Source organism: Rhodoferax sp., from assembly GCF_039922535.1.
GTDB lineage: Bacteria > Pseudomonadota > Gammaproteobacteria > Burkholderiales > Burkholderiaceae_C > Rhodoferax_B.
Map to the genome: position 1 here is coordinate 1 of NZ_JBDTEM010000022.1, position 21553 is coordinate 21553.

At 60.9% G+C, this 21553-nt stretch carries 22 protein-coding genes and 1 pseudogene; 22 read left to right on the forward strand and 1 reads right to left on the reverse strand.

Annotated features, from left to right (window positions below; translation table 11 throughout):
• From ABI213_RS00755 to ABI213_RS00860, 22 genes and pseudogenes are all read left to right on the forward strand, one after another.
• Nucleotides 1-602, forward strand: a 602-nt coding sequence (locus ABI213_RS00755) for an RluA family pseudouridine synthase (RefSeq protein ID WP_348025685.1), incomplete at its 5' end; no start/stop codon positions are given.
• 148 nt (nucleotides 603-750) lie between these two features.
• Nucleotides 751-1260, forward strand: a pseudogene (scpB, locus tag ABI213_RS00760) (SMC-Scp complex subunit ScpB); the annotation flags it as partial.
• A gap of 124 nt (nucleotides 1261-1384) precedes the next feature.
• On the forward strand, nucleotides 1385-2647 hold the full coding sequence (locus tag ABI213_RS00765; RefSeq protein WP_348008042.1) for a pseudouridine synthase: 1263 nt from the start codon (nucleotides 1385-1387) through the stop codon (nucleotides 2645-2647).
• 137 nt (nucleotides 2648-2784) lie between these two features.
• A complete protein-coding gene (ndk, locus tag ABI213_RS00770; RefSeq protein ID WP_348008041.1) occupies nucleotides 2785-3213 on the forward strand; it encodes a nucleoside-diphosphate kinase in 429 nt (142 codons plus the stop codon).
• A 15-nt stretch (nucleotides 3214-3228) separates the two neighbouring features.
• Complete coding sequence (rlmN, locus tag ABI213_RS00775) at nucleotides 3229-4389, forward strand: 23S rRNA (adenine(2503)-C(2))-methyltransferase RlmN (protein ID WP_348008040.1); 1161 nt, start codon at nucleotides 3229-3231, stop codon at nucleotides 4387-4389.
• Nucleotides 4390-4392: 3 nt separating this feature from the next.
• The gene (pilW, locus tag ABI213_RS00780) at nucleotides 4393-5262 is read left to right on the forward strand and encodes a type IV pilus biogenesis/stability protein PilW (RefSeq protein WP_348025687.1); all 870 of its coding nucleotides are present in this window, start codon (nucleotides 4393-4395) and stop codon (nucleotides 5260-5262) included.
• Between the two features lie 25 nt (nucleotides 5263-5287).
• Nucleotides 5288-6094 carry a helix-turn-helix domain-containing protein gene (locus ABI213_RS00785; protein ID WP_348007358.1) on the forward strand — a complete coding sequence of 269 codons (807 nt, stop codon included), beginning with the start codon at nucleotides 5288-5290 and terminating at the stop codon, nucleotides 6092-6094.
• A gap of 20 nt (nucleotides 6095-6114) precedes the next feature.
• Nucleotides 6115-7380: a flavodoxin-dependent (E)-4-hydroxy-3-methylbut-2-enyl-diphosphate synthase gene (ispG, locus tag ABI213_RS00790; protein ID WP_348007359.1), complete on the forward strand. Its 1266-nt coding sequence runs from the start codon at nucleotides 6115-6117 to the stop codon at nucleotides 7378-7380.
• 79 nt (nucleotides 7381-7459) lie between these two features.
• A complete protein-coding gene (gene hisS, locus ABI213_RS00795; protein ID WP_348007360.1) occupies nucleotides 7460-8749 on the forward strand; it encodes a histidine--tRNA ligase in 1290 nt (429 codons plus the stop codon).
• Nucleotides 8750-8762: 13 nt separating this feature from the next.
• Nucleotides 8763-9461, forward strand: a complete 699-nt coding sequence (locus ABI213_RS00800) for a tetratricopeptide repeat protein (RefSeq protein ID WP_348007361.1) — start codon at nucleotides 8763-8765, stop codon at nucleotides 9459-9461.
• Nucleotides 9461-10597 carry an outer membrane protein assembly factor BamB gene (bamB, locus tag ABI213_RS00805; protein ID WP_348007362.1) on the forward strand — a complete coding sequence of 379 codons (1137 nt, stop codon included), beginning with the start codon at nucleotides 9461-9463 and terminating at the stop codon, nucleotides 10595-10597. Before ABI213_RS00800 ends, bamB begins: the two co-directional genes overlap by 1 nt.
• Nucleotides 10598-10627: 30 nt before the next feature.
• Nucleotides 10628-11968 carry a ribosome biogenesis GTPase Der gene (gene der, locus ABI213_RS00810; protein WP_348007363.1) on the forward strand — a complete coding sequence of 447 codons (1341 nt, stop codon included), beginning with the start codon at nucleotides 10628-10630 and terminating at the stop codon, nucleotides 11966-11968.
• Between the two features lie 113 nt (nucleotides 11969-12081).
• Nucleotides 12082-12336, forward strand: a complete 255-nt coding sequence (hfq, locus tag ABI213_RS00815; RefSeq protein ID WP_348007364.1) for an RNA chaperone Hfq — start codon at nucleotides 12082-12084, stop codon at nucleotides 12334-12336.
• 107 nt (nucleotides 12337-12443) lie between these two features.
• On the forward strand, nucleotides 12444-13613 hold the full coding sequence (gene hflX, locus ABI213_RS00820; protein WP_348007365.1) for a GTPase HflX: 1170 nt from the start codon (nucleotides 12444-12446) through the stop codon (nucleotides 13611-13613).
• Between the two features lie 20 nt (nucleotides 13614-13633).
• A complete protein-coding gene (hflK, locus tag ABI213_RS00825; RefSeq protein WP_348007366.1) occupies nucleotides 13634-15007 on the forward strand; it encodes an FtsH protease activity modulator HflK in 1374 nt (457 codons plus the stop codon).
• 9 nt (nucleotides 15008-15016) lie between these two features.
• Nucleotides 15017-15928: a protease modulator HflC gene (gene hflC / locus ABI213_RS00830; RefSeq protein WP_348007367.1), complete on the forward strand. Its 912-nt coding sequence runs from the start codon at nucleotides 15017-15019 to the stop codon at nucleotides 15926-15928.
• 2 nt (nucleotides 15929-15930) lie between these two features.
• A complete protein-coding gene (locus tag ABI213_RS00835) occupies nucleotides 15931-16125 on the forward strand; it encodes a DUF2065 domain-containing protein (protein ID WP_295955105.1) in 195 nt (64 codons plus the stop codon).
• A 184-nt stretch (nucleotides 16126-16309) separates the two neighbouring features.
• Entirely contained in the window at nucleotides 16310-17458 is a 1149-nt protein-coding gene (locus tag ABI213_RS00840) for an ATP phosphoribosyltransferase regulatory subunit (protein WP_348025689.1), read from the forward strand.
• 12 nt (nucleotides 17459-17470) lie between these two features.
• Entirely contained in the window at nucleotides 17471-18820 is a 1350-nt protein-coding gene (locus tag ABI213_RS00845; RefSeq protein ID WP_348007154.1) for an adenylosuccinate synthase, read from the forward strand.
• Nucleotides 18821-18895: 75 nt separating this feature from the next.
• Nucleotides 18896-19420: a phosphoribosyltransferase gene (locus tag ABI213_RS00850; RefSeq protein WP_348007153.1), complete on the forward strand. Its 525-nt coding sequence runs from the start codon at nucleotides 18896-18898 to the stop codon at nucleotides 19418-19420.
• Between the two features lie 23 nt (nucleotides 19421-19443).
• Nucleotides 19444-20640 (forward strand): PLP-dependent transferase, encoded by a 1197-nt coding sequence (locus ABI213_RS00855; protein ID WP_348007152.1) that lies wholly within the window; start codon nucleotides 19444-19446, stop codon nucleotides 20638-20640.
• Nucleotides 20641-20752: 112 nt separating this feature from the next.
• Complete coding sequence (locus ABI213_RS00860; RefSeq protein WP_348007151.1) at nucleotides 20753-20923, forward strand: hypothetical protein; 171 nt, start codon at nucleotides 20753-20755, stop codon at nucleotides 20921-20923.
• Here ABI213_RS00860 and ABI213_RS00865 read toward each other — a convergent pair whose 3' ends face one another.
• Nucleotides 20924-21547, reverse strand: a complete 624-nt coding sequence (locus ABI213_RS00865; RefSeq protein ID WP_348007150.1) for an arylesterase — start codon at nucleotides 21545-21547, stop codon at nucleotides 20924-20926.
• Between the last annotated feature and the right edge of the window lie 6 nt (nucleotides 21548-21553).

Sequence of the window (21553 nt, forward strand, 5' to 3'; positions counted from 1 at the left end):
GCGGCACCTTGCTGAACGGGCTGTTGGCGCGCGATGTGCAGGCCCAGATGCTGCCACGGGCCGGTATCGTCCACCGATTGGACAAAGACACCAGTGGACTGATGGTGGTGGCCCGCACCCGTGCCACCATGGATGCGCTGGTGGCCTTGATTGCGGCGCGCGAGGTTAGCCGCCAATACCTGGCCTTGGCACACAAGCCCTGGGTGGGTGCTGCGAACCGTACTATCGAGCTGCCGATTGGCCGAGACCCGCGAAACCGTTTGCGCATGGCGGTGGTGGATCTGGCGGTGCAGGGCGGAAAAACTGCTCGTACTGATATCGCTTTGCTGAATAACTTCGACCAGGGTTGCTTTGTGCGCTGTACCCTGCACACCGGTCGCACACACCAGATTCGCGTACACATGGCTTCTGCCGGGCATCCCCTGGTGGGCGACGGCGTATATGGTGGAACATCGACTGCGGGCTTGGTGCGGCAAGCCTTGCATGCGACGCAACTGGCATTCAGGCACCCCATCACCGGTGATGCATTAAAGTTCCATGCATCTTTGCCCGAAGATATGCGCAGTGCGTTGGCTGAATGGGGCCTCAGTTACAATGGGTAAAAGTGTTTTGAAGCTCAGGCAGTAGTTCTGACGCTCGGTGGTTTTTGTGACAACCTGGGTGAAGTATCTGGGGCTGGCTGCAATTTGAACCCAACGCTGTCGATTTTGTGCCGCTCTTAGGCATGTTTTCCCGGAAGATAGATACACCATGAACACGGCAGAGGCCAAACGCGTCCTCGAAGCTGCGCTGATTTGCGCGCAGCAGCCCTTGCCTGTGCGCGATATGCGGGTGCTGTTTGACGATGCTCTGGGAGCGGACACTGTGAAGTCGCTGCTGCTTGAGTTGCAAAACGACTGGGCACAGCGCAGTGTCGAGTTGGTGAACGTTGCCAGTGGTTGGCGTTTCCAAAGCCGACCTGAAATGCGCGAGTACTTAGACCGCTTACACCCAGAAAAACCCCCTCGTTACAGCCGTGCCACGCTGGAGACTTTGGCCATCATTGCCTATCGCCAGCCTGCCACACGGGGGGACATGGAAGAAATCCGGGGTGTCACCATCAGTGCCATGATCATCAAGCAACTGGAGGACAGGGGCTGGATCGAAGTGATTGGCCACCGGGAAACCGTGGGCCGCCCAGCCTTGTTTGCCACTACCCGGCAGTTTCTGGACGATTTAGGTCTGTCTTCGCTAGACCAACTGCCGGTGGCTGATGATCCTGTGCAGCGCGCCGAGTTGCTGGCATCACTCACCCGTACCGAAGAGCCCGCCTTGGTGGAGCTTCCCCCTATTTCCTCTGAGGGTCCCGCCGAGACGGTGGATGCCCCAATAACCGAGCCTTCCCATGAACAACACTCCTGAAGAAACGACACCGCTTGCCCTCCAACCCGTAACGACAGAGGAAGGTAATCGCTTTCTGGATGTGGTGTCTGGCCAGTTTGATGCCGACGAAGACGTGCCTGATCTGGTGCCTGTAAAACGCGTCTTGCTGCCGCAGGCCGAAAGCCCCAAGCTGCACAAAGTGCTGGCCCAGGCCGGTATGGGTTCGCGCCTCGAAATGGAGCAGCTCATTTTGGAAGGCCGTATTTCTGTCAATAACGAACCTGCCCACATCGGCCAGCGCGTGCAGTTTGGAGACTCCGTTAAGGTCAACGGCAAGCCAGTGCGTTTCCGCATAGAACCGCCGCCAGCGCGCGTGATTGCTTACCACAAGCCCGTCGGCGAAGTGGTGACCAATGACGACCCGCAAAACCGGCCTACGGTGTTCCGCCGTTTGCCTAAGCTGTACAACGGCAAGTGGCAGTCGGTGGGTCGGCTGGATTTGAATACCGAAGGCCTTCTGCTGTTTACCAGCTCGGGCGAGTTGGCCAACCAACTGATGCATCCGCGGTTTGGCCTGGAGCGTGAATATGCGGTGCGCGTGCTGGGCGCTTTGAACAAGGAAGAAAAGCAGCGCCTGCTCGATGGTGTCAAGCTGGATGACGGCATGGCCTCGTTCGGCAGCATCGAGGATGGCGGCGGTGAAGGCTCCAACTGCTGGTACCGCGTCACCATCTCCGAAGGCCGTAACCGCGAAGTCCGCCGCATGCTGGAAGCCGTGGGTCATGCCGTGAGCCGACTCATCCGTATCCGTTATGGTGCCATGCTGCTGCCGCGCGGCCTCAAGCGTGGCGGCTGGATGGAGCTGGACGAACGCGACATCCAGGCCCTGGTTAAAGCCGCCAACAAAACACCGGCGGGAGAGTTCGATGAAGTGCCCCGCCAGGCCCGTGCCCCTAGCCGTCGCCCGCCCAACCCCATGGACAAGCGTGCCGCCCCTGACCGTACCCGTGGTGGTCGCAACACCGGTGGGCGCGGCCCCCGCCCATCGGGTGGCAACGCACCCGCGGGACCGAACCCCCTGGTGACCAACCAGATCGGCGGTAAAGGCCGTAACCCCGTGCGCAAAGACCCGACCGGTCAACCGGACCCGATGAAAACCTCTTTGGGTTACATCGGTGCCGACAGTCTTGTGCGACAACGCAAGGAGTCCAACCAGGGCGGGCCACGGCGCGGCGGTGGTAGTGGTGGTGGTAACGGTGGCCGCAGCGGTGGCCGTAACCGCTAAAGGACAAACCAGTCACCGTAATCGCTTACACCACGGCGGCCTATTCGTAAAGAGGACATGCTGCCGGGTTAAACTCGCAGGCTTTGCTTAGTTGGCAAAATTTCAATAAAACCCAATTTCTGAATCTAGGAAAAATTATGGCTATCGAACGCACACTCTCCATCATCAAGCCCGACGCCGTTGCCAAGAACGTGATCGGCCAGATTTACGCCCGTTTTGAAGCCGCTGGCCTGAAGGTTATTGCTGCCCGCATGGCCCACCTGTCGCGCGGTGAAGCCGAAGCTTTCTACGCCGTGCACGCTGCCCGTCCTTTCTTCAAGGACTTGGTCGAGTTCATGATCTCTGGCCCCGTGATGATCCAGGCCCTGGAAGGCGAAAACGCCATCCTGAAGAACCGTGACCTGATGGGCGCGACCGACCCTAAGAAGGCTGACGCTGGCACCATCCGCGCCGACTTCGCCGACAGCATCGATGCCAACGCCGTGCACGGTTCTGACGCTGCTGAAACCGCCAAGGAAGAAATCGCTTTCTTCTTCGCCGGTCTGAATGTTTTTGCTGCTAAGTAATTAGCGTTTTATGCAATGACGGCCAACCTGCTCGACTTTGACCTCGACGGCTTGGCCGCGTTTTGCGAACGGCTGGGTGAAAAGCGCTTTCGCGCCACCCAGTTGTTCCGCTGGATCCACCAACGTGGAGCCACTGATTTTGAGCAGATGAGCGACCTGGCCAAGTCCTTGCGCAACAAGCTGGCCACCAGCGCCCATGTACAGGGTTTGCCGCTCATCAGCCAGCACGCATCGGCCGACGGCACCATCAAGTGGCTCTTCGATGTGGGTGACGGCAATGCCGTCGAGGCGGTTTTCATTCCCGAAAGCGACCGGGGCACGCTGTGTGTATCGTCCCAGGCAGGCTGTGCTGTAGGCTGCCGCTTTTGCTCCACCGGCCACCAAGGCTTCAGCCGCAATCTCACCACCGGTGAAATCGTTGCGCAACTTTGGTTTGCTGAACATTTCCTGCGCAAGCACCTCAACACCTCTGAACGCGTCATCTCCAATGTAGTGATGATGGGCATGGGCGAGCCTCTGCAGAATTACAACGCCCTCGTGCCCGCCCTGAAGGTCATGCTCGATGACCACGGCTACGGCCTGTCGCGCCGTCGGGTCACCGTGTCCACCTCGGGCGTGGTGCCGATGATCGATAGGTTGGGCCTGGATTGCCCTGTCGCCTTGGCCGTGTCGCTGCACGCGCCCAACGATGCCTTGCGCGACAACCTGGTTCCTTTGAATAAAAAGTATCCGTTGGCCGAGTTGCTGGAATCCTGCAACCGCTACCTGGCACATGCGCCGCGCGATTTCATTACTTTTGAATACTGCATGTTGGATGGTGTGAACGACCAACCCGAGCATGCCCATCAGCTGATTGCCCTGGTGCAGCAGTACCGCCAGCCCGGCGTTTGGTGCAAGTTCAATCTGATTCCTTTTAACCCGTTCCCAGCGTCGGGCCTGCTGCGCTCGCCCATGCCCCGGGTGACGGCGTTTGCCAAGATGCTCAGTGATGCAGGCATCATCACCACAGTACGCAAGACACGGGGCGACGACATTGATGCCGCCTGCGGACAGCTCGCAGGGGACGTGAAAGACCGTACCCAGGTGGTCAAACGCATGGCGCAGCAGCGTGTGGTGATGATGGCGCAGGTTCCGCCAGTGGTAGGCACATCCGACAATCACGCTAAAGGGGCTTGAGGCATGCAAAAAACTCTGTGCGTACCAGTGTGGGTTCGGCTGTTGGCGGGTCTTTCCCTGCTGTTTGGCCTCCAGGCCTGCACCACGACAACGACGACCACCAGCGTCTCCAACAGCAGCACGGTGACCACTCCCTCATCCCGAGCTGCCCCGGTTCCGGTGGCCCAGGGCGAAATACTGACCGATTCGGACGAACCCGAGGCCCGCAAGCGCGCCCGTACCCGTATGCAGCTCGCGGTAGCCTACTTCGAGCAAGGCCAGACCACGGTGGCGCTGGACGAGGTGAAGCAGGCCTTGGTGATTGATCCGTCTTTTTCGGATGCCTATAACCTGCGTGGCCTGATTTACATGCGGTTGAACGATATGCCGCTGGTAGAAGATAGTTTTCGCCGCGCCTTGGCTATCAATCCCCGTGACCCGAACACCCTGCACAACTATGGCTGGCTGATGTGCCAGCAGGGCCGGTATCCCGAGTCGATCCAGATGTTTGAGCAGGCGCTGGCCAACCCCACCTACGGGGCCCGTTCCAAGACCTGGATGGCCGAAGGCCTGTGCCAGCAACGCGCGGGCCAGCTACCCGAGGCTGAGCGTAATCTGGCCCGTGCCTACGAGCTGGACGCAGGTAACCCCATCATTGCCTACAACCTGTCCACCTTGTTGTTCCAGCGTGGTGAGTGGTTACGGGCACAGTTCTACATCCGACGTTTAAACAATTCCGAGCTGGCCAATGCCGAGTCCCTGTGGCTGGGTATCAAGGTCGAACGCCGTATGGAAAACCGCGAAGCCATGTTGCAACTGGTAGAGCAATTGAGAAAACGTTTTGGCCAATCCCGTGAGCTGGCCGCATATGACAGAGGGGCATTTGATGAGTGAGCCAGTGGGGCAAGATGGAATTGGATTGAATCCGGTAACAGATACCGCCGTTTCTGCTGTAGAGGCCGGCAATTTGCTGCGCAGTGCACGCGAAGCTACTGGCCTGCACGTAGCCGCCCTGGCCGTGTCGCTGAAAGTGCCTGTCAAGAAGCTGGAAGCCCTGGAGGCGGGGCGTCTCGACCTGCTGCCCGACCTGACGTTCGCGCGGGCACTGGCCGCCAGCGTCTGCCGGACCCTCAAAATTGACCCCAACCCGGTACTGGCGCATTTCCCGGCCACCGGCGTGTCCCGGCTGGGTGCCGAGGCTCCGTCCATCAACACGCCCTACCGTCCCACGGACGCGGGTCCGCGTACCTCCCTTCGCGGGCAAATGCTGAACCCGTCGGTGTTGGCTGTGGCCGCTTTGCTCGTCGCCGCTGTGGCGGTGGTGCTGTGGCCTAAATCTTCCGATGCCCCCAAAGACGAAGCCGCCGTGCTGGCACCCAGTGTCGAGGCGACGGAGACCCCGGCGGTACCCGTACCAATGGTGGTTGCGTCGGAGCCGGTGCCGGTTGAGCCCGTGGCTGTGCCACCGGTGGCGCCTGTTGCGTCTGCAACCCAGGCGGTGGTGCTGACAGCCCAGGCCGAGTCCTGGGTCAAAGTGACCGATGCCAAAGGTGTGGTCGGTGTGAGCCGAACCCTCAACGCCGGTGAAACCGTGGAAGTGACCGGCCCATTCCCCATGGCTGTGGTGGTGGGGCGTGTGGATGCCGTGCAGTTGCAGGTGCGCGGCCAGCCCTATGACATGGCGGCTTTCCCCAAAGACCGTGTCGCCCGTTTCGAGGTGAAGTGATGCCCTCCACATACTCTCCCTTGGACTTTTCCACCCCGATCGATGCCGCAGCACCCCGGGTGCGCAACACTTACCAGGCCCATGTGCGCTGGGGTGCGCGGGATGTGACCGTGGGTGGCGATGCACCGGTACGGGTGCAGTCCATGACCAATACCGATACGGTGGATGCCATCGGCACCGCTATCCAGGTCAAAGAACTGGCGCTGGCAGGGTCCGAGATGGTGCGTATCACCGTCAACACCCCCGAAGCCGCCCAGGCCGTACCGTATATCCGGGAGCAACTCGACCGCATGGGCATCGACGTGCCCCTGGTCGGCGACTTCCATTACAACGGCCACCGCCTGTTGACCGACTTCCCGGCCTGTGCTGAAGCCCTGTCCAAGTACCGCATCAACCCCGGCAACGTGGGCAAGGGCGACAAGCGCGACCGCCAGTTCGGCCAGATGATCGAAGCTGCGGTGCGCTGGAAAAAAGCCGTGCGCATTGGCGTCAACTGGGGCAGCCTGGACCAGGAACTGCTGGCCGGTTTGATGGACGAAAACAGCCGCCGCGTCGTGCCCTGGGATGCCAAGCCGGTGATGTACCAGGCGTTGATCACCTCGGCCATTGAGTCTGCCCGCCTGGCCGAATCCATGGGCTTGCCGCCCGAGCAAATCATTCTGTCGTGCAAGGTCAGCGGTGTACAAGACCTGATTTCGGTTTACCGCGCCCTGGCCCAACGCTGCCGCTACGCCTTGCATCTGGGCCTGACCGAAGCCGGTATGGGCACCAAGGGCACGGTGGCTTCCAGCGTTGCGCTGGCGGTGCTGCTGCAAGAAGGCATTGGCGACACCATCCGAGTCTCGCTCACACCCCAGCCGGGCGAAGCCCGTACCCAAGAAGTGGTCGTGGCTTCTGAGATTCTGCAGTCGCTGGGCCTGCGCAGCTTTGTGCCCAGCGTTACTGCTTGCCCTGGCTGTGGCCGCACCACCAGCACCACCTTCCAGGAGCTGACCAAGCAGATCGACGACTTTTTGCGCGCGCAAATGCCGGTGTGGCGGGAGCAGTACCCCGGTGTCGAGGCCATGAAGGTCGCTGTGATGGGCTGCATCGTCAATGGCCCCGGCGAAAGCAAGCATGCCGACATTGGCATCAGCCTGCCCGGTACCGGCGAAGCGCCTGCTGCGCCGGTCTACATCGACGGTGAGAAGAGCGTCACCCTGCGCGGCGACAAAATCGCCCAGGAATTCCAGGTGATCGTAGAAAACTACATCGCCAAGCGCTTTGGCAGCCCTGCGCTGGCCTAGCCAAAATTTATAAGAAATCGGCCTCTGGCGCAGGTGGTACCTGCGCTGGCAGCTATTAAAAGAATAGTAAACAGGATTTATGGCTGACAAAATCAGTGCCGTCAAAGGCATGAACGACATACTGCCGCCCGACTCTGCGCGTTGGGAGTGGCTGGAAGACAAGGTCCGCACGCAGATGGCGCGCTCGGCCTACCGCATGGTCCGCACGCCCATCGTCGAACCCACCGCCTTGTTTGTGCGCGGTACCGGCGAAACCACTGACATCGTCGAGAAGGAGATGTATTCCTTCGAAGACCGGCTGAATGGCGAGCAGCTCACCCTGCGCCCCGAGAACACCCCCGGTGTGGTGCGCGCCGCCATCCAGCACAACCTGACCTACGACGGTGGCAAGCGCCTGTACTACATGGGCCCCATGTTCCGCCACGAACGGCCCCAGCGCGGCCGCTACCGCCAGTTTTACCAACTGGGTGCCGAGGCCCTGGGCTTTGCCGGTCCCGAGGTGGATGCCGAGCTGATGCTGCTGGCCAATGACGTGCTGGCTGGTCTGGGCCTGCGCAATGTGCGGGTCGAGATGAACAGCCTGGGCGTACCTGCCGAGCGCCAGGCCCACCGCGCCGCGCTGATCACCTACTTCGAGCAGCACCGCGAGCTGCTGGATGCCGACGCCCAGCGCCGCCTGCTGACCAACCCGCTGCGCATCCTGGACACCAAGAACCCCGCCATGCAGGCCATGGTGCAAGACGCGCCGCAACTGCTCAACTACCTGGGCGATGCCTCGCGCAAGCACCTGGATACCGTGCAAAGCCTGCTCACCGCCTGCGGCGTGCAATGGACCATCAACCCGCGCCTGGTGCGCGGGCTGGACTACTACAGCCACACCGTGTTCGAGTTCATCACCGACGAGCTGGGTGCCCAGGGCACGCTGTGTGGAGGAGGGCGCTACGACGGCCTGTTCGAGCTGCTGGGTGGCAAACCTACCCCGGCGGTCGGCTGGGGCATGGGCATCGAGCGCGTGCTGGAACTTATCAAAGAGCAAGGTGCCGAGCTGCCTGCGTTGGTGGCCGATGCCTACGCCGTGCTGCCCGATGCCGCGGCTTTGCCGGTGGCCATGCAAACCCTGCAAACCCTGCGCCGCGCCGGTGTGCAGGTACAGATGCACGCCGGTGCCGCCGAAGGCATGGGCAGTATGAAGTCGCAACTCAAGAAGGCTGACAGCAGCGGAGCCCGTTTCGCGCTGATTTTTGGCGCGGACGAACTGGCGCAAAACCTGGTGCTGGTGAAGTCCTTGCGTGACGGTGCTGGTGCCCAGCGCACCGAGTCCCTCGCCGACGTGGCTGCTTGGGCCGCCACCCTACAATCGAACGCTTGATTTTTAGAAACTTATGGCAAACCACCTCGACCTTGAAGAACAAGAACAGCTTGACGAACTCAAAGCCTTCTGGAACCGCTTCGGCAACCTGATCACCTGGGCGCTCATCGTAGTGCTGGCCGGTTTTGCAGGCTGGAACGGCTACCAATACTGGCAGCGCAGCCAATCCGCCCAGGCCGCCGCCCTGTACGACGAGGTAGACCGCGCCGCCAAGGCCGGTGACACCGCCAAGATCGAGCGGGCTTTCGCCGACATGAAAGATAAGTTCGGCAGCACGACCTTTGCCCAGCAAGCTGGTTTGCTGGCCGCCAAAACCCTGTTTGAAAAAGGCAGTGTGGATGCCAGCAAAGCCGCCTTGACCTGGGTGGCTGGGCAGTCGTCCGAAGACGGCTACCAGCCTGTAGCGCGCCTGCGTCTGGCCAGCGTGCTGCTCGAATCCAAGTCGTATGACGAGGCGATGCAGCAGTTGTCGGGCAGTTTCCCCAAAGAATTCGAGCCGCTGGTCGCTGACCGCAAGGGCGACGTGTTCTCCCTGCAAGGCAAAAAAGCCGAGGCGATTGCGCAATACAAGGCCGCCTATACCGGCCTGGACGAGCGCGACGACTACCGCCGCATCGTCGAAATCAAACTCAACAGCCTGGGCGTGGACCCCCGTCCTGCCGCCCCTGTGGTTAGCGCCGCCAGTCCCGTCACTGTAGAAATCAAAAAATAATGAAAAAAGTGCTTCCAGCGCATATTCTGCGTGCATCAGTAGCTAGTTTTTTGGTAGCGACCTTGGCGGCGTGCTCCAGTACGCCAGACAAGCCTAAACCCGCCGATCTGCCGGCCAACGTGGCCCTGCTGGGTGTGCGCCAAGCCTGGAACGCCAAACTGGGCGATGTCAGCTTTCCGTTGACGACCAGCGTCAGTGGCAACACGGTCGCCGTAGCCAGCAACAACGGGACAGTGTTGGCGCTGGATGGCGCTACCGGGCGTGAACTCTGGCGTGCGTCGGTGGGCTCACCCCTGTCGGCAGGCGTGGGCAGCGACGGCAAAGTCACCGCCGTCGTCACCCGCGAGAACGAGGTCGTCGCGCTGGAGGCTGGCAAAGTGCTGTGGCGCCAACGCCTGGGCGCACAAACCTATACCGCACCGCTGGTCGCCGGTGGCCGTGTGTTCCTGCTGGCGGCAGACCGTTCGGTCGCCGCTTTTGATGGACAGACCGGCCGCAGGCTCTGGAACCAGCAGCGCACGGGCGAGGCCCTGGTGCTGGGCCAGTCCAGCGTCTTGCTGGCGGTGGGCGACACCTTGGTGGCCGGTATGTCTGGCCGCTTGGTGGGCATGAATCCGGCCAATGGCAGCACCCGCTGGGAAGCCGCGATTGCTGCGCCACGGGGCACCAATGAGGTCGAGCGCCTGGTCGATCTGGTCGGCAGCGTCAGCCGCGTCGGCAATGTGGTTTGTGCCCGGGCATTCCAGTCGTCCGTGGGCTGTGTAGATGCTCTTTCGGGCCGCTTGCTGTGGACCAAGCCAGCCGTCGCCTCCGAAGGCGTGGGCGGCAACGATAGCGCCGTTTTCGGCACCGAAAACGACGGCAATGTGCTGGCCTGGAACCGTGCGGATGGCGAGCGTCTGTGGTCGTCAGAGCGTTTGCGCTACCGTACTTTGTCGGCGCCGTTGGCCGTGGGCCGATCGGTGGTGGTCGGTGACGGTACGGGTCTGGTACATTTCCTGTCCCGCGAAGACGGGTCAGCCTTGACCCGTGTGTCCACCGACGGCTCTGCCATCGCGGCCGATCCCGTGCTCGCGGGCAACACGGTTGTCGTGGTAACCCACAACGGCGGTGTTTTTGGCTTCCAGCCTGAATAACTATTTGCGTCAGCCGATCTGCGCCATCCTATGAAACCAGTTTTGGCCTTAGTCGGTCGCCCCAATGTGGGCAAATCCACCCTTTTTAACCGCCTCACCAAAACGCGTGATGCGATTGTGGCGGACTTCGCCGGTCTCACCCGCGACCGCCACTACGGCAATGGCCGCCAGGGTAAGCACGAGTACATCGTCATCGATACCGGTGGCTTTGAGCCCGATGCCGAGAGCGGCATTTACAAAGAGATGGCCAAGCAGACCCGCCAGGCCGTGGCCGAAGCCGATGTGGTAATTTTTGTGGTGGATGCACGGGGCGGTCTGTCGGCCCAAGATTACGACATTGCCAAATACCTGCGCCGCCTGGGCAAGCCCTGCATTTTGACGGCCAACAAGGCCGAGGGCATGACCGAGGGCCACCAACTTATCGAGTTCTATGAGCTGGGTCTGGGCGCGGTGTATCCCATTTCTGCTGCGCACGGGCAGGGCATCCGTGACCTGGTTGATCTGGCGTTGGCGCCCTTGAATCTGGCCGATCCGGACGAAGAGGCCGAGGCCGAAGATATTGGTGTGACCAAGCTGGCCGTGGCAGGTCGTCCGAACGTGGGTAAATCGACCTTGATCAACACCTGGCTCGGCGAAGAGCGCCTGGTGGCCTTCGACATGCCCGGCACCACCCGCGATGCCATCAGCGTGCCCTTCGAGCGCAACGGCCACAAGTTCGAGCTGATCGACACGGCGGGTTTGCGCCGCAAGGGCAAAGTTTTTGAAGCCATCGAGAAGTTCTCGGTGGTCAAGACCTTGCAGGCTATTGAGACTTGCCACGTGGTGCTGTTGCTGATCGATGCCACGCAGGGCGTGACCGACCAGGATGCCCATATTGCGGGCTACATCCTGGAAAGCGGTCGTTCGGTGGTGCTGGCCATCAACAAGTGGGATGCGGTGGATGCGTACCAGCGACAGTTGGTGATGCGCTCTATCGAGACGCGCCTGGCGTTCTTGAAGTTTGCCTCCATGCACTTCATTTCGGCCATTAAGCGCCAAGGCTTGGGTCCGCTGTGGACTTCGATTTTGCAAGCCCACCAGGCGGCCATGTGCAAGATGTCCACCCCGGTGCTGACGCGCCTACTGCTGGAAGCCACGGCTTTCCAAAGCCCGCAGCGCGCCGGCATGTTCCGCCCCAAATTGCGTTATGCCCACCAGGGTGGTATGAATCCGCCGATCATCATCATCCACGGCAACTCGCTGGAACATGTGACCGAGGCGTACAAGCGATTCCTGGAAGGGCGTTTCCGCAAGGCCTTTAATCTGACGGGGACGCCGCTGCGTATCCAGATGAAGTCGGCGGCCAATCCGTATTCCGACAAAGACGACTGATACGCCTTAGTCTCCGTAATTCAATGGGGGCTTCCCTTATTTCAGGGTAAGTGCTGGGAACCCTGTGGTAAGGTCCATCCCTTCTTCAACCTCTTCACAACACGGAGAATATCGTGAGCAATAAAGGGCAGCTTCTTCAAGACCCATTCCTCAATACCTTGCGCCGTGAGCATGTACCTGTGTCGATTTACCTCGTCAACGGCATCAAGCTCCAAGGCCAGATTGAGTCTTTTGACCAGTACGTTGTGCTGTTGCGCAATACCGTGACCCAAATGGTCTACAAGCACGCCATCTCCACCATCGTCCCCGGTCGCGCAGTCAATTTCTCGGCTGCAGACGACACGGCGGTGGCAGAGCCAGCGGCTTAATCTGCGGTTCATCCTCTTGGTGGCCGGGCGCCAGTTTCGGTACCCGGCCCACCATAGCCTCTTTCCTTTACCGACATCCCGATTTGAGTTCTGCTGATACTCCTGATATGCCGCTGGCCGTTTTGGTCGGCGTTGATCTAGGCACTCCCCATTTTGACAAAGAGCTCGAAGAGCTAGGCTTGCTGGCCGACACCGCTGGCATGCGCGTCGTGGCCCGCATCACCTGTAAGCGCCAGGCACCTGATGCGGCCCTGTTCGTGGGCAGCGGCAAGGCCGACGAAATCAAGCTCTTGGCGCAGATGCACGGCGCAACCGAGATTTTGTTCGACCAGAGCCTCAGCCCCGCCCAGCAGCGCAACCTTGAACGCCACTGCGAACTGCCGGTCAACGACCGGACCATGTTGATCCTGACTATCTTCGCCCAACGCGCCCGCAGCCACGAAGGCAAGCTGCAAGTAGAGTTGGCGCGGCTGCAGTACCTGAGCACCCGGCTGGTGCGCCGCTGGTCGCATCTGGAGCGGCAAAGTGGCGGGATCGGCATGCGCGGTGGCCCGGGCGAGAAACAAATCGAGTTGGACCGCCGCATGCTGGGTGAATCCATCAAACGCACCAAAGAGCGGTTGACCAAAGTGGTGAAGCAGCGCAGCACCCAGCGCCGCCAACGCAACCGCCGCGATGCTTTCACCATCTCATTGGTGGGTTACACCAATGCGGGCAAGTCCACGCTGTTCAATGCCTTGGTGAAGGCCCGTGCCTACACCGCCGACCAGTTGTTTGCCACGCTGGACACCACCACCCGCCAGCTCTACCTGGGCGAGGCAGGGCGTTCGGTGTCGCTGTCAGATACGGTAGGTTTTATCCGTGATTTGCCGCACGGGCTGGTAGATGCCTTCCGCGCCACCTTGCAAGAGGCTGCCGATGCCGATCTACTGCTGCACGTGGTCGATGCATCCAACCCGAATTTTCCAGAGCAGATGGCCGAGGTCGCCCTGGTGCTGCGCGAGATCGGCGCGGCCGATGTGCCCCAACTGCTAGTATTTAACAAGCTGGATGCCCTTGATAAAACCCGTTGGCCGCTCCAACTGCAGGACGTGTTTGAAGTGGATGGCCAGCCGGTACCGCGGATATTTTTAAGTGCCCAGAGCGGCGAGGGTTTGCCTGCGCTGCGTCTGAAGCTGGCCGAGCTGGCGGTCGCCAAAATGCCCATCGCCGATGCATCGACCCAATCCCCTGGGTGGAATGAGGATGCTGCCCGATTGGGCACAATAGACGAATGACAACCAAGAGACTTGCGCGAATGAATCTCAATTTACGGGCCTTTAACCTGGCCGCCTTGCCGGGCCGCATCCGGGGCATGTTCAATCTGAACGACCCCCGCTGGGGCCGTGGCGACGACAAGTCGGATGCCGACGGTACACCCAAGCCGGATGAACCCGCCAAAAATACGCCCAACAAAGGCCAGGGCCCTAACCAGGGCCCGCCCGATCTGGACGAACTGTGGCGCGATTTCAACCGTAAGCTGGGTGGCCTGTTCGGCGGAGCCAAGGGCGGTCAGCGTCCGAATGGCAGCAACAACGGTGGTAGCAACGGCGGCTCTGGTGGTGGCTTTCAACCCGACATGAAGAGTGCTGGCATCGGTGTGGGCTTGATCGCCGCCGTGGTGGCATTGATTTGGCTGGGCACGGGCTTCTTCATCGTGCAAGAAGGTCAGCAAGCGGTCATTACCCAGTTTGGCAAGTACAAGTCGACCGTGGGTGCCGGTTTCAATTGGCGTCTGCCATATCCGATCCAGCGCCATGAACTGGTGTTCGTGACGCAGATCCGCTCCGTGGATGTGGGGCGTGACTCCATCATCAAAGCCACCGGCTTACGCGAGTCGGCCATGCTGACTGAAGACGAAAACATCGTCGAAATCAAGTTTGCCGTGCAGTACCGGTTGAGCAATGCCCGCGCTTTCTTGTTTGAAAGCAAGGACCCTACCGGCGCGGTCGTGCAAGCGGCTGAGACCGCCGTGCGCGAAGTGGTGGGCAAGATGAAGATGGACTCGGCCTTGGCCGACGAACGCGACCAGATCGGCCCCCGTGTACGCACCCTGATGCAAACCATTCTGGACCGCTACAACGTGGGCATCGAAGTGGTGGGCATCAATATGCAGCAAAGCGGTGTGCGCCCTCCAGAGCAAGTGCAGGCCGCGTTTGACGATGTGCTCAAGGCCGGGCAAGAGCGTGAGCGTGCCAAAAATGATGCGCAAGCCTATGCCAACGATGTGGTGCCCCGTGCCGTGGGTTCCGCCTCGCGCCTGAAAGAAGAGTCCGAAGCCTACAAGGCCCGCATCGTGGCGCAAGCCGACGGTGATGCCCAGCGCTTCCGCTCGGTACTGACCGAATACCAAAAGGCCCCGCAGGTCACCCGTGACCGCATGTACCTGGACACCATGCAGCAGGTCTACGGCAACGTGACCAAGGTGCTGGTGGATTCGCGCCAGGGTTCCAACCTGCTGTACCTGCCTCTGGACAAGATCATGCAAATGTCGGCTCAGACCGGAGCTGCTGCCACCGCGCCTGTAGATGCCTCTGCCGCCGTGCCGGTCGTGCCTGCTGCACCCGTGTCTTTGTCCAACGATGCCCGTTCGCGTGATATTTCGCGCTCGCGTGACCGCGACGTACGCTAGGAGAATGTTTTGAACAGAATTGGTTTTATTGGATCTTCCTTGCTGGTGGTGTTGGCGCTGCTGAGCTCGATGTTGTTTGTGGTGGACCAGCGCCAGTTTGGTATCGTCTATGCGCTAGGCCAGATCAAGGACGTGATTACCGAGCCAGGCTTGAACTTCAAGCTGCCACCGCCGTTCCAGAACGTCAGCTATCTCGATAAGCGCCTGTTGACGCTGGACAGCACCGATGCCGAACCCGTGCTGACGGCAGAGAAGCAGCGCGTGGTGATCGACTGGTATGTGCGCTGGCGTATCACCGCCCCATCAGACTACATTCGCAATGTAGGTCTGGATGAAAATGCCGGTGCCAACCAGCTCAACCGCGTGGTGCGCAATGCCTTCCAAGAAGAAGTCAACAAGCACACCGTGAAAGACCTGTTGTCGCTCAAGCGCGAAGTCCTGATGGCCGACGTGAAGCGCGAAGTGCTGGAAGCTGTGCAGGGTGCCAAGCCTTGGGGTGTGGACGTGGTGGACGTGCGCATTACCCGCGTGGACTATGTGGAAGCGATTACCGAATCGGTGTACCGCCGCATGGAAGCCGAGCGCAAGCGCGTGGCCAACGAGCTGCGTTCTACCGGTGCGGCCGAAGGCGAAAAAATCCGCGCCGATGCCGACAAGCAACGCGAAGTGACGATTGCCAATGCCTACCGTGATGCGCAAAAAATCAAGGGCGAGGGCGATGCCGAGGCTTCGCGCTTGTACGCTGATTCGTTTGGCAAAGACGCAAGTTTTGCGCAGTTCTACCGCAGCCTGGATGCCTATAAATCCAGCTTCAACAAGAAGAGCGATGTGATGGTGCTCGACCCATCGTCTGACTTCTTCAAGGCCATGCGTGGCAGCGGCAGCACCAGTAATACGGCTGCCGCACCGACCAAGAAGTAATCTTGGAAGACGCAGGCAATAGCCTTTGGGCCGCGCTGGCCCTGGTACTGGTGATAGAAGGGCTGTTGCCGCTTCTGTCGCCGGGCGGTTGGCGGCGCGTGTTCCAGCAGATGTTGGCTTTGCAAGATGGCCAGCTGCGCTTTTTCGGGCTATGCAGTATCGTCGCAGGCCTTTTACTTCTCTGGCTGGTGAGCTGAGGGGTACGTTCGGGCTTGCCCAGTGCATGTGGTCGCGAGACCTCCTCAGCAGGGGGTATACCGGTGGCTTTATCCGGCCGGTTACGTCCTATTTCTGGGTGATCTGGGTCAAAACCTGTCATGGTTTTGAAACCCAGTGTTTCAGCCCGGTAAAATCTCTTTTTTAACAGCCTCCCAAAACTCCATGTCTGCTTGGGTCCTACCGGATCACATTGCCGATGTTCTGCCTTCCGAGGCTCGGCACATCGAAGAACTGCGTCGCGCCTTGCTCGATGCCGCCCGTGGCTATGGCTATGAACTGGTCATGCCGCCCCTGTTGGAGCACCTGGAATCCTTGCTCACGGGTACCGGCGAAGCGCTGGACCTGCAAACTTTCAAACTGGTAGACCAGCTTTCGGGTCGCATGATGGGTTTGCGGGCCGACACTACGCCCCAGGTGGCCCGCATTGATGCCCATTTGCTGAACCGCCAGGGTGTCACGCGCCTGTGCTACTGCGGCCCGGTGGTGCATGCCCGGCCCGACCGCCCGCACGCCACCCGCGAACCGCTGCAGCTGGGGGCCGAAATCTATGGCCATGCCGGGCTGGAAGCCGACCTGGAAATTCTGCAACTGTCGCTGGATTGCCTACAGGCCGCCAATGTGCAAGGCCTGGCTGTGGACATGGGTGATGCCCGCATCGCGCGGGCACTGCTGGCCGATCTGGGGCTGGCGCCCGAGCATTTGGCCCGTGTGCACGCCGCGCTGGCCAACAAAGATGCCACCGAGCTTGCCAACCTGTGCCAGGATTTTCCCAAGGATTCGCGCGATGGCGTGCTGGCCTTGGTGCAACTTTATGGTGATGCCAGTATTTTGCAGACCGCCGCGCGCGTGCTGCCTGCGCTGCCTGCGATCCAGGATGCTCTGCGCGACCTGCAATGGTTGTCGGCACAGCTGGATGGCACGCCGGTCACATTCGATTTGGCCGATCTGCGTGGTTATGCCTACTACAGCGGTGCCCGTTTTGCGATCTACGCGCAAGGGGCCAGCGATGCCTTGGTGCGCGGTGGCCGTTATGACGAAGTGGGCGCGGTGTTTGGCCGCAACCGGCCCGCTGTGGGCTTTAGCCTGGATTTGAAGCAGGTGGTGGGGGCGGTTGGTCCGCGTCCGCTGCGGGCGGCGATCCGTGCACCCTGGGGTCATGCGGCAGATTTGCGCAGCGCGATTGCTGCGTTGCGAGCCCAGGGCGAAACCGTGGTGTGCGTGCTGCCCGGCCACGAGAGTGAAGTTGATGAGTTCCATTGCGACCGCATGCTGACCCCAGCAGCGGGCCAGTGGATCGTGCAAGCTATTTAAGAAATTTCCGAGATGAACATCCAAAACAATTTAGCCGCAGTGACCAAAGGTCGTAACGTCGTCGTAGTGGGCACACAGTGGGGCGACGAAGGCAAAGGCAAGCTGGTCGATTGGCTCACCGAAAGCGCCCAAGGCGTGGTGCGTTTCCAGGGCGGCCACAACGCTGGCCACACGCTGGTCATCAACGGCGTGAAGACGGCTTTGCACCTGATTCCCAGCGGCATCATGCGTGCGGGTGTGAAGTGCTACATCGGCAACGGCGTGGTGCTGTCGGCGGCCAAGTTGTTTGAAGAAATAGAGGGCCTGGAAAAGGCCGGTGTGGAAGTGCGTTCGCGCCTGCGCATTAGCGAAGCCTGCCCGTTGATTTTGCCTTTCCACGCGGCCATCGACATCGCCCGCGAGTGCCTGCGCGAAAAGGGCGGCACCGAGAAGATCGGCACCACCGGCCGCGGCATTGGCCCGGCTTATGAAGACAAAATCGCCCGCCGCGCCCTGCGCGTGCAGGATCTGAAATACCCCGAGCGCTTTGCCAACAAGCTGCGCGAACTGCTGGAGCTGCACAACTTCGTGCTGACCCAGTTCCTGCACGCCCCGGCCATCGACTTTGATACGGTGTATGCCGAATCCATGCGCCACGCCGAGCTGCTCAAGCCCATGATGGCCGATGTGTCGCGTGAATTGAACGATGCCCACGCCGCCGGTGCCAACCTGCTGTTTGAAGGTGCACAGGGCACGCTGCTCGACGTGGACCACGGCACCTACCCGTATGTCACCTCCAGCAACTGCGTAGCCGGTAACGCGGCGGCCGGTTCGGGCGTGGGCCCGGGCATGCTGCACTACATCCTGGGCATCACCAAGGCCTATTGCACCCGCGTGGGTGGCGGCCCGTTCCCCACCGAACTTGCCTGGGAAGAGCCCGGCACCCCCGGCTACCACATGAGCACTATCGGCGCTGAAAAAGGCGTGACCACCGGCCGCAGCCGCCGTTGTGGCTGGTTCGATGCCGCTTTGCTCAAGCGCAGCGCCCAGGTCAACGGCCTGAGTGGCCTGTGCATCACCAAGCTGGACGTGCTGGACGGTATCGACGTGCTGCAACTCTGCACCGGATACATGCTGGACGGTGAGCTGATCGACATCTTGCCCATGGGCGCGGACGACATTGCCCGCTGCGTGCCGGTGTACGAGGCCATCGAGGGCTGGACCGACTCCACGGTGGGTGTGACCGACTACGAGAAGCTGCCGGTCAACGCCAAGCGTTACCTCAGCCGCATTGAGCAGGTGACGGGCGTGCCCATCGCCATGGTGTCCACCAGCCCGGACCGTGACCACACCATCCTGCTGAAGCACCCGTACCAAGCCTAAGCCAAATTTATAAAAAATAGGCGCTCACCGCAATCAGTGCCTATGCGAGTAGCTATAGTTTCAGGAGTAATCCCCATGTTGACAGAAGACGGTAAACACCTGTACGTGAGTTATGACGAGTACCACAACTTGATCGAAAAGCTGGCGCTCAAGGTGCACCAGTCGGGTTGGCAGTTCGACACCATCCTGTGCCTGGCACGTGGCGGTTTGCGTCCCGGCGACGTGCTGTCGCGCATCTTCGACAAGCCTTTGGCCATCATGTCCACCAGCTCCTACCGTGCGGATGCTGGTAAGCAGCAGGGCACGCTGGACATCGCCCGTTTCATCACCACGCCCAAGGGGGAGATTGCGGGCAAAGTGCTGCTGGTGGATGACCTGGCCGATACCGGTCACACCCTGCGTTCGGTGATCCAGCAACTGAAAACCAACTATCCCCCCATCACCGAGCTGCGCAGCGCCGTGGTGTGGACCAAGGCGGTGTCGGTGTTCACCCCCGACTACTCGGTGGAATTCTTGCCCACCAACCCGTGGATCCACCAGCCTTTCGAAGGTTACGATGCCCTGCGCCCCGCGCAATTGATGGAAAAGTGGAAACTCTGATAGATGTTTGACGGAGATGTTGTTTGCCTGATCTGACCACCCAACTCATCCACCATCCGTACCAGCCACCGGCTGATTTTGCGGCCCCGCAGCCGGGCGTGTTCAAAGCTTCCACCGTCATTTTTCCCTCCGTCGCCGCCATGCGCGAACGCGAGTGGAAGGACAAATCGGCCTTTACCTACGGCTTGCACGGCACGCCCACCACTTACCAGCTGGAAGAGCGCCTGTGCACTCTAGAGGGCGGTCTGTACTGCGTGCTGGTGCCCAGTGGGCTGACGGCCATTGCCAACGTGGCGCTGGCCTTGCTCAAGACCGGCGACAGCATGCTGGTGCCCGACAACGTCTACGGCCCCAACAAATCCTTGGCCGATGGGCAATTGGCGCGCTGGGGCATCACCACCCAGGTGTACGACCCCATGGACCCGGCCGATCTGGCGGCCAAAATCACCGACACCACCCGGCTGGTCTGGGTCGAAGCCGCCGGTTCGGTGACGCTGGAGTTCCCCGATCTGCCCGCCCTGGTGCGCATCTGCCAAGACCGGGACGTGGTTTGCGCCCTAGACAATACCTGGGGTGCCGGGCTGGCCTTCAATCCGTTTGATCTGCTGCCCGGTGCCAGCCCGGCGCTGGGCGTGGACATTTCGGCGCATGCCCTGACCAAATATCCCAGCGGCGGCGGTGACGTGCTGATGGGCAGCGTCATCACCCGCAACCCGGCCTTGCACCGCAAAATCCAGCGCACCCACATGCACCTGGGTTTGGGCGTGGGGGCCAACGATGCCGAGCTGGTGCTGCGCTCACTGTCCAGCATGGCTTTGCGCTACCACGCACACGACGTGGCCACCCGCACCTTGGTGCGGTGGTGTACGCAGCAAACCCAGTTTGCGCAGGTGTTGCATCCGTCCTTGCCCGATGCGCCGGGACATGCCCACTGGCTCACGCTGTGCCGCAGTAATGCGGCAGCGGGCTTGTTCAGCGTGGTGCTGGATCCTCGGTTCACGGTGGCGCAGGTCGATGCATTCTGCGATGCCTTACAGCTATTTAAAATTGGCTACAGCTGGGGCGGCCCCATGAGCCTGGTGGTGCCGTACGAGTTGACCAGCATGCGCCAGCAATGGCCCGCAGGCGTGGCGCAAGGCACGCTGGTGCGGTTTGCGGTGGGATTGGAGTCGGTAGCGGATTTGCAGGCCGACTTGGCGCAGGCGCTTCAGCACCTATAAAACTGCCGTAGCGTCCCGGGTGCGGCCCTGCGGGCATACAGGGGATTTGCGTAGTTTCTGACCTGCTTGCAAGCTGTTAAAGTGTCTCTTCATTATTTGAAAGAAGAAGACCTTGGCAACACCTAATTACGGATACGAAAAGCGCCAAAAAGAGCTGGCCAAGAAAAAGAAGAAAGAGGACAAGCTCAAATCCAAAAGCGAACGCAAGCACGATGAGCATGCGCCCGAGGATGGCAGCGCCCCGGTAGACGGCCAGCCGCCGGAAGCACCCACGGAATCCTGATTACTTCAAGAGTTTCTTCAGTTCCGGCCACACGTTGTTCAGCAACGTAGGATGCGCCTCCGCCTTGGGGTGGATGCGGTCCGGCTGGAACAGGTTTGCCGCATTCGGCACATCCGCCACTCCTTTCAGCAGAAACGGCACCAGCGCGGCTTTCTCCCCCTTGGCAACCTTGGCAAACACGCCGCTGAACCGATCGGCGTAGTCGCGACCGTAATTCGGCGGCACCTGCATGCCCACCAGCAGCACCTTGGCCCCGGCTTTTTGGGCCGCCTCGGTCATGCTGCGCAAATTGTCTTCCGTGCCCTGCAAAGGCAGACCGCGCAAGGCGTCGTTGCCGCCCAGTTCAATCACCACCACGCTTGGCTTGACGCTGGTCAGCAGGGCGGGCAGGCGCGCGCGGCCACCGGGGGTGGTATCGCCGCTGATGCTGGCGTTGTGCACCGTGGCAGCTATCTTTTCGTCAGCCAGGCGCTTTTCCAGCAAGGCCACCCAACCGGTGCCACGGGCCAGGCCGTATTCGGCGCTCAGGCTGTCGCCCACTACCAAGATCGAAGGGGTTTGGGCTGCCGATGCCCCTACGGCCAGGGCCAAGGTCGCCGCCGCGATAAAGTGTCTACGTTTCAAAACTCA

Excerpts from the sequence above, each read along its gene's own strand:
- ABI213_RS00765 (WP_348008042.1), top strand. The coding sequence starts at position 1,385 with ATGAACAACACTCCTGAAGAAACGACACCGCTTGCCCTCCAACCCGTA.
- ndk (WP_348008041.1), top strand. The coding sequence starts at position 2,785 with ATGGCTATCGAACGCACACTCTCCATCATCAAGCCCGACGCCGTTGCC.
- rlmN (WP_348008040.1), top strand. The coding sequence starts at position 3,229 with ATGACGGCCAACCTGCTCGACTTTGACCTCGACGGCTTGGCCGCGTTT.
- pilW (WP_348025687.1), top strand. The coding sequence starts at position 4,393 with ATGCAAAAAACTCTGTGCGTACCAGTGTGGGTTCGGCTGTTGGCGGGT.
- hisS (WP_348007360.1), top strand. The coding sequence starts at position 7,460 with ATGGCTGACAAAATCAGTGCCGTCAAAGGCATGAACGACATACTGCCG.
- ABI213_RS00800 (WP_348007361.1), top strand. The coding sequence starts at position 8,763 with ATGGCAAACCACCTCGACCTTGAAGAACAAGAACAGCTTGACGAACTC.
- bamB (WP_348007362.1), top strand. The coding sequence starts at position 9,461 with ATGAAAAAAGTGCTTCCAGCGCATATTCTGCGTGCATCAGTAGCTAGT.
- der (WP_348007363.1), top strand. The coding sequence starts at position 10,628 with ATGAAACCAGTTTTGGCCTTAGTCGGTCGCCCCAATGTGGGCAAATCC.
- hflX (WP_348007365.1), top strand. The coding sequence starts at position 12,444 with ATGCCGCTGGCCGTTTTGGTCGGCGTTGATCTAGGCACTCCCCATTTT.
- hflK (WP_348007366.1), top strand. The coding sequence starts at position 13,634 with ATGAATCTCAATTTACGGGCCTTTAACCTGGCCGCCTTGCCGGGCCGC.
- ABI213_RS00840 (WP_348025689.1), top strand. The coding sequence starts at position 16,310 with ATGTCTGCTTGGGTCCTACCGGATCACATTGCCGATGTTCTGCCTTCC.
- ABI213_RS00845 (WP_348007154.1), top strand. The coding sequence starts at position 17,471 with ATGAACATCCAAAACAATTTAGCCGCAGTGACCAAAGGTCGTAACGTC.
- ABI213_RS00850 (WP_348007153.1), top strand. The coding sequence starts at position 18,896 with ATGTTGACAGAAGACGGTAAACACCTGTACGTGAGTTATGACGAGTAC.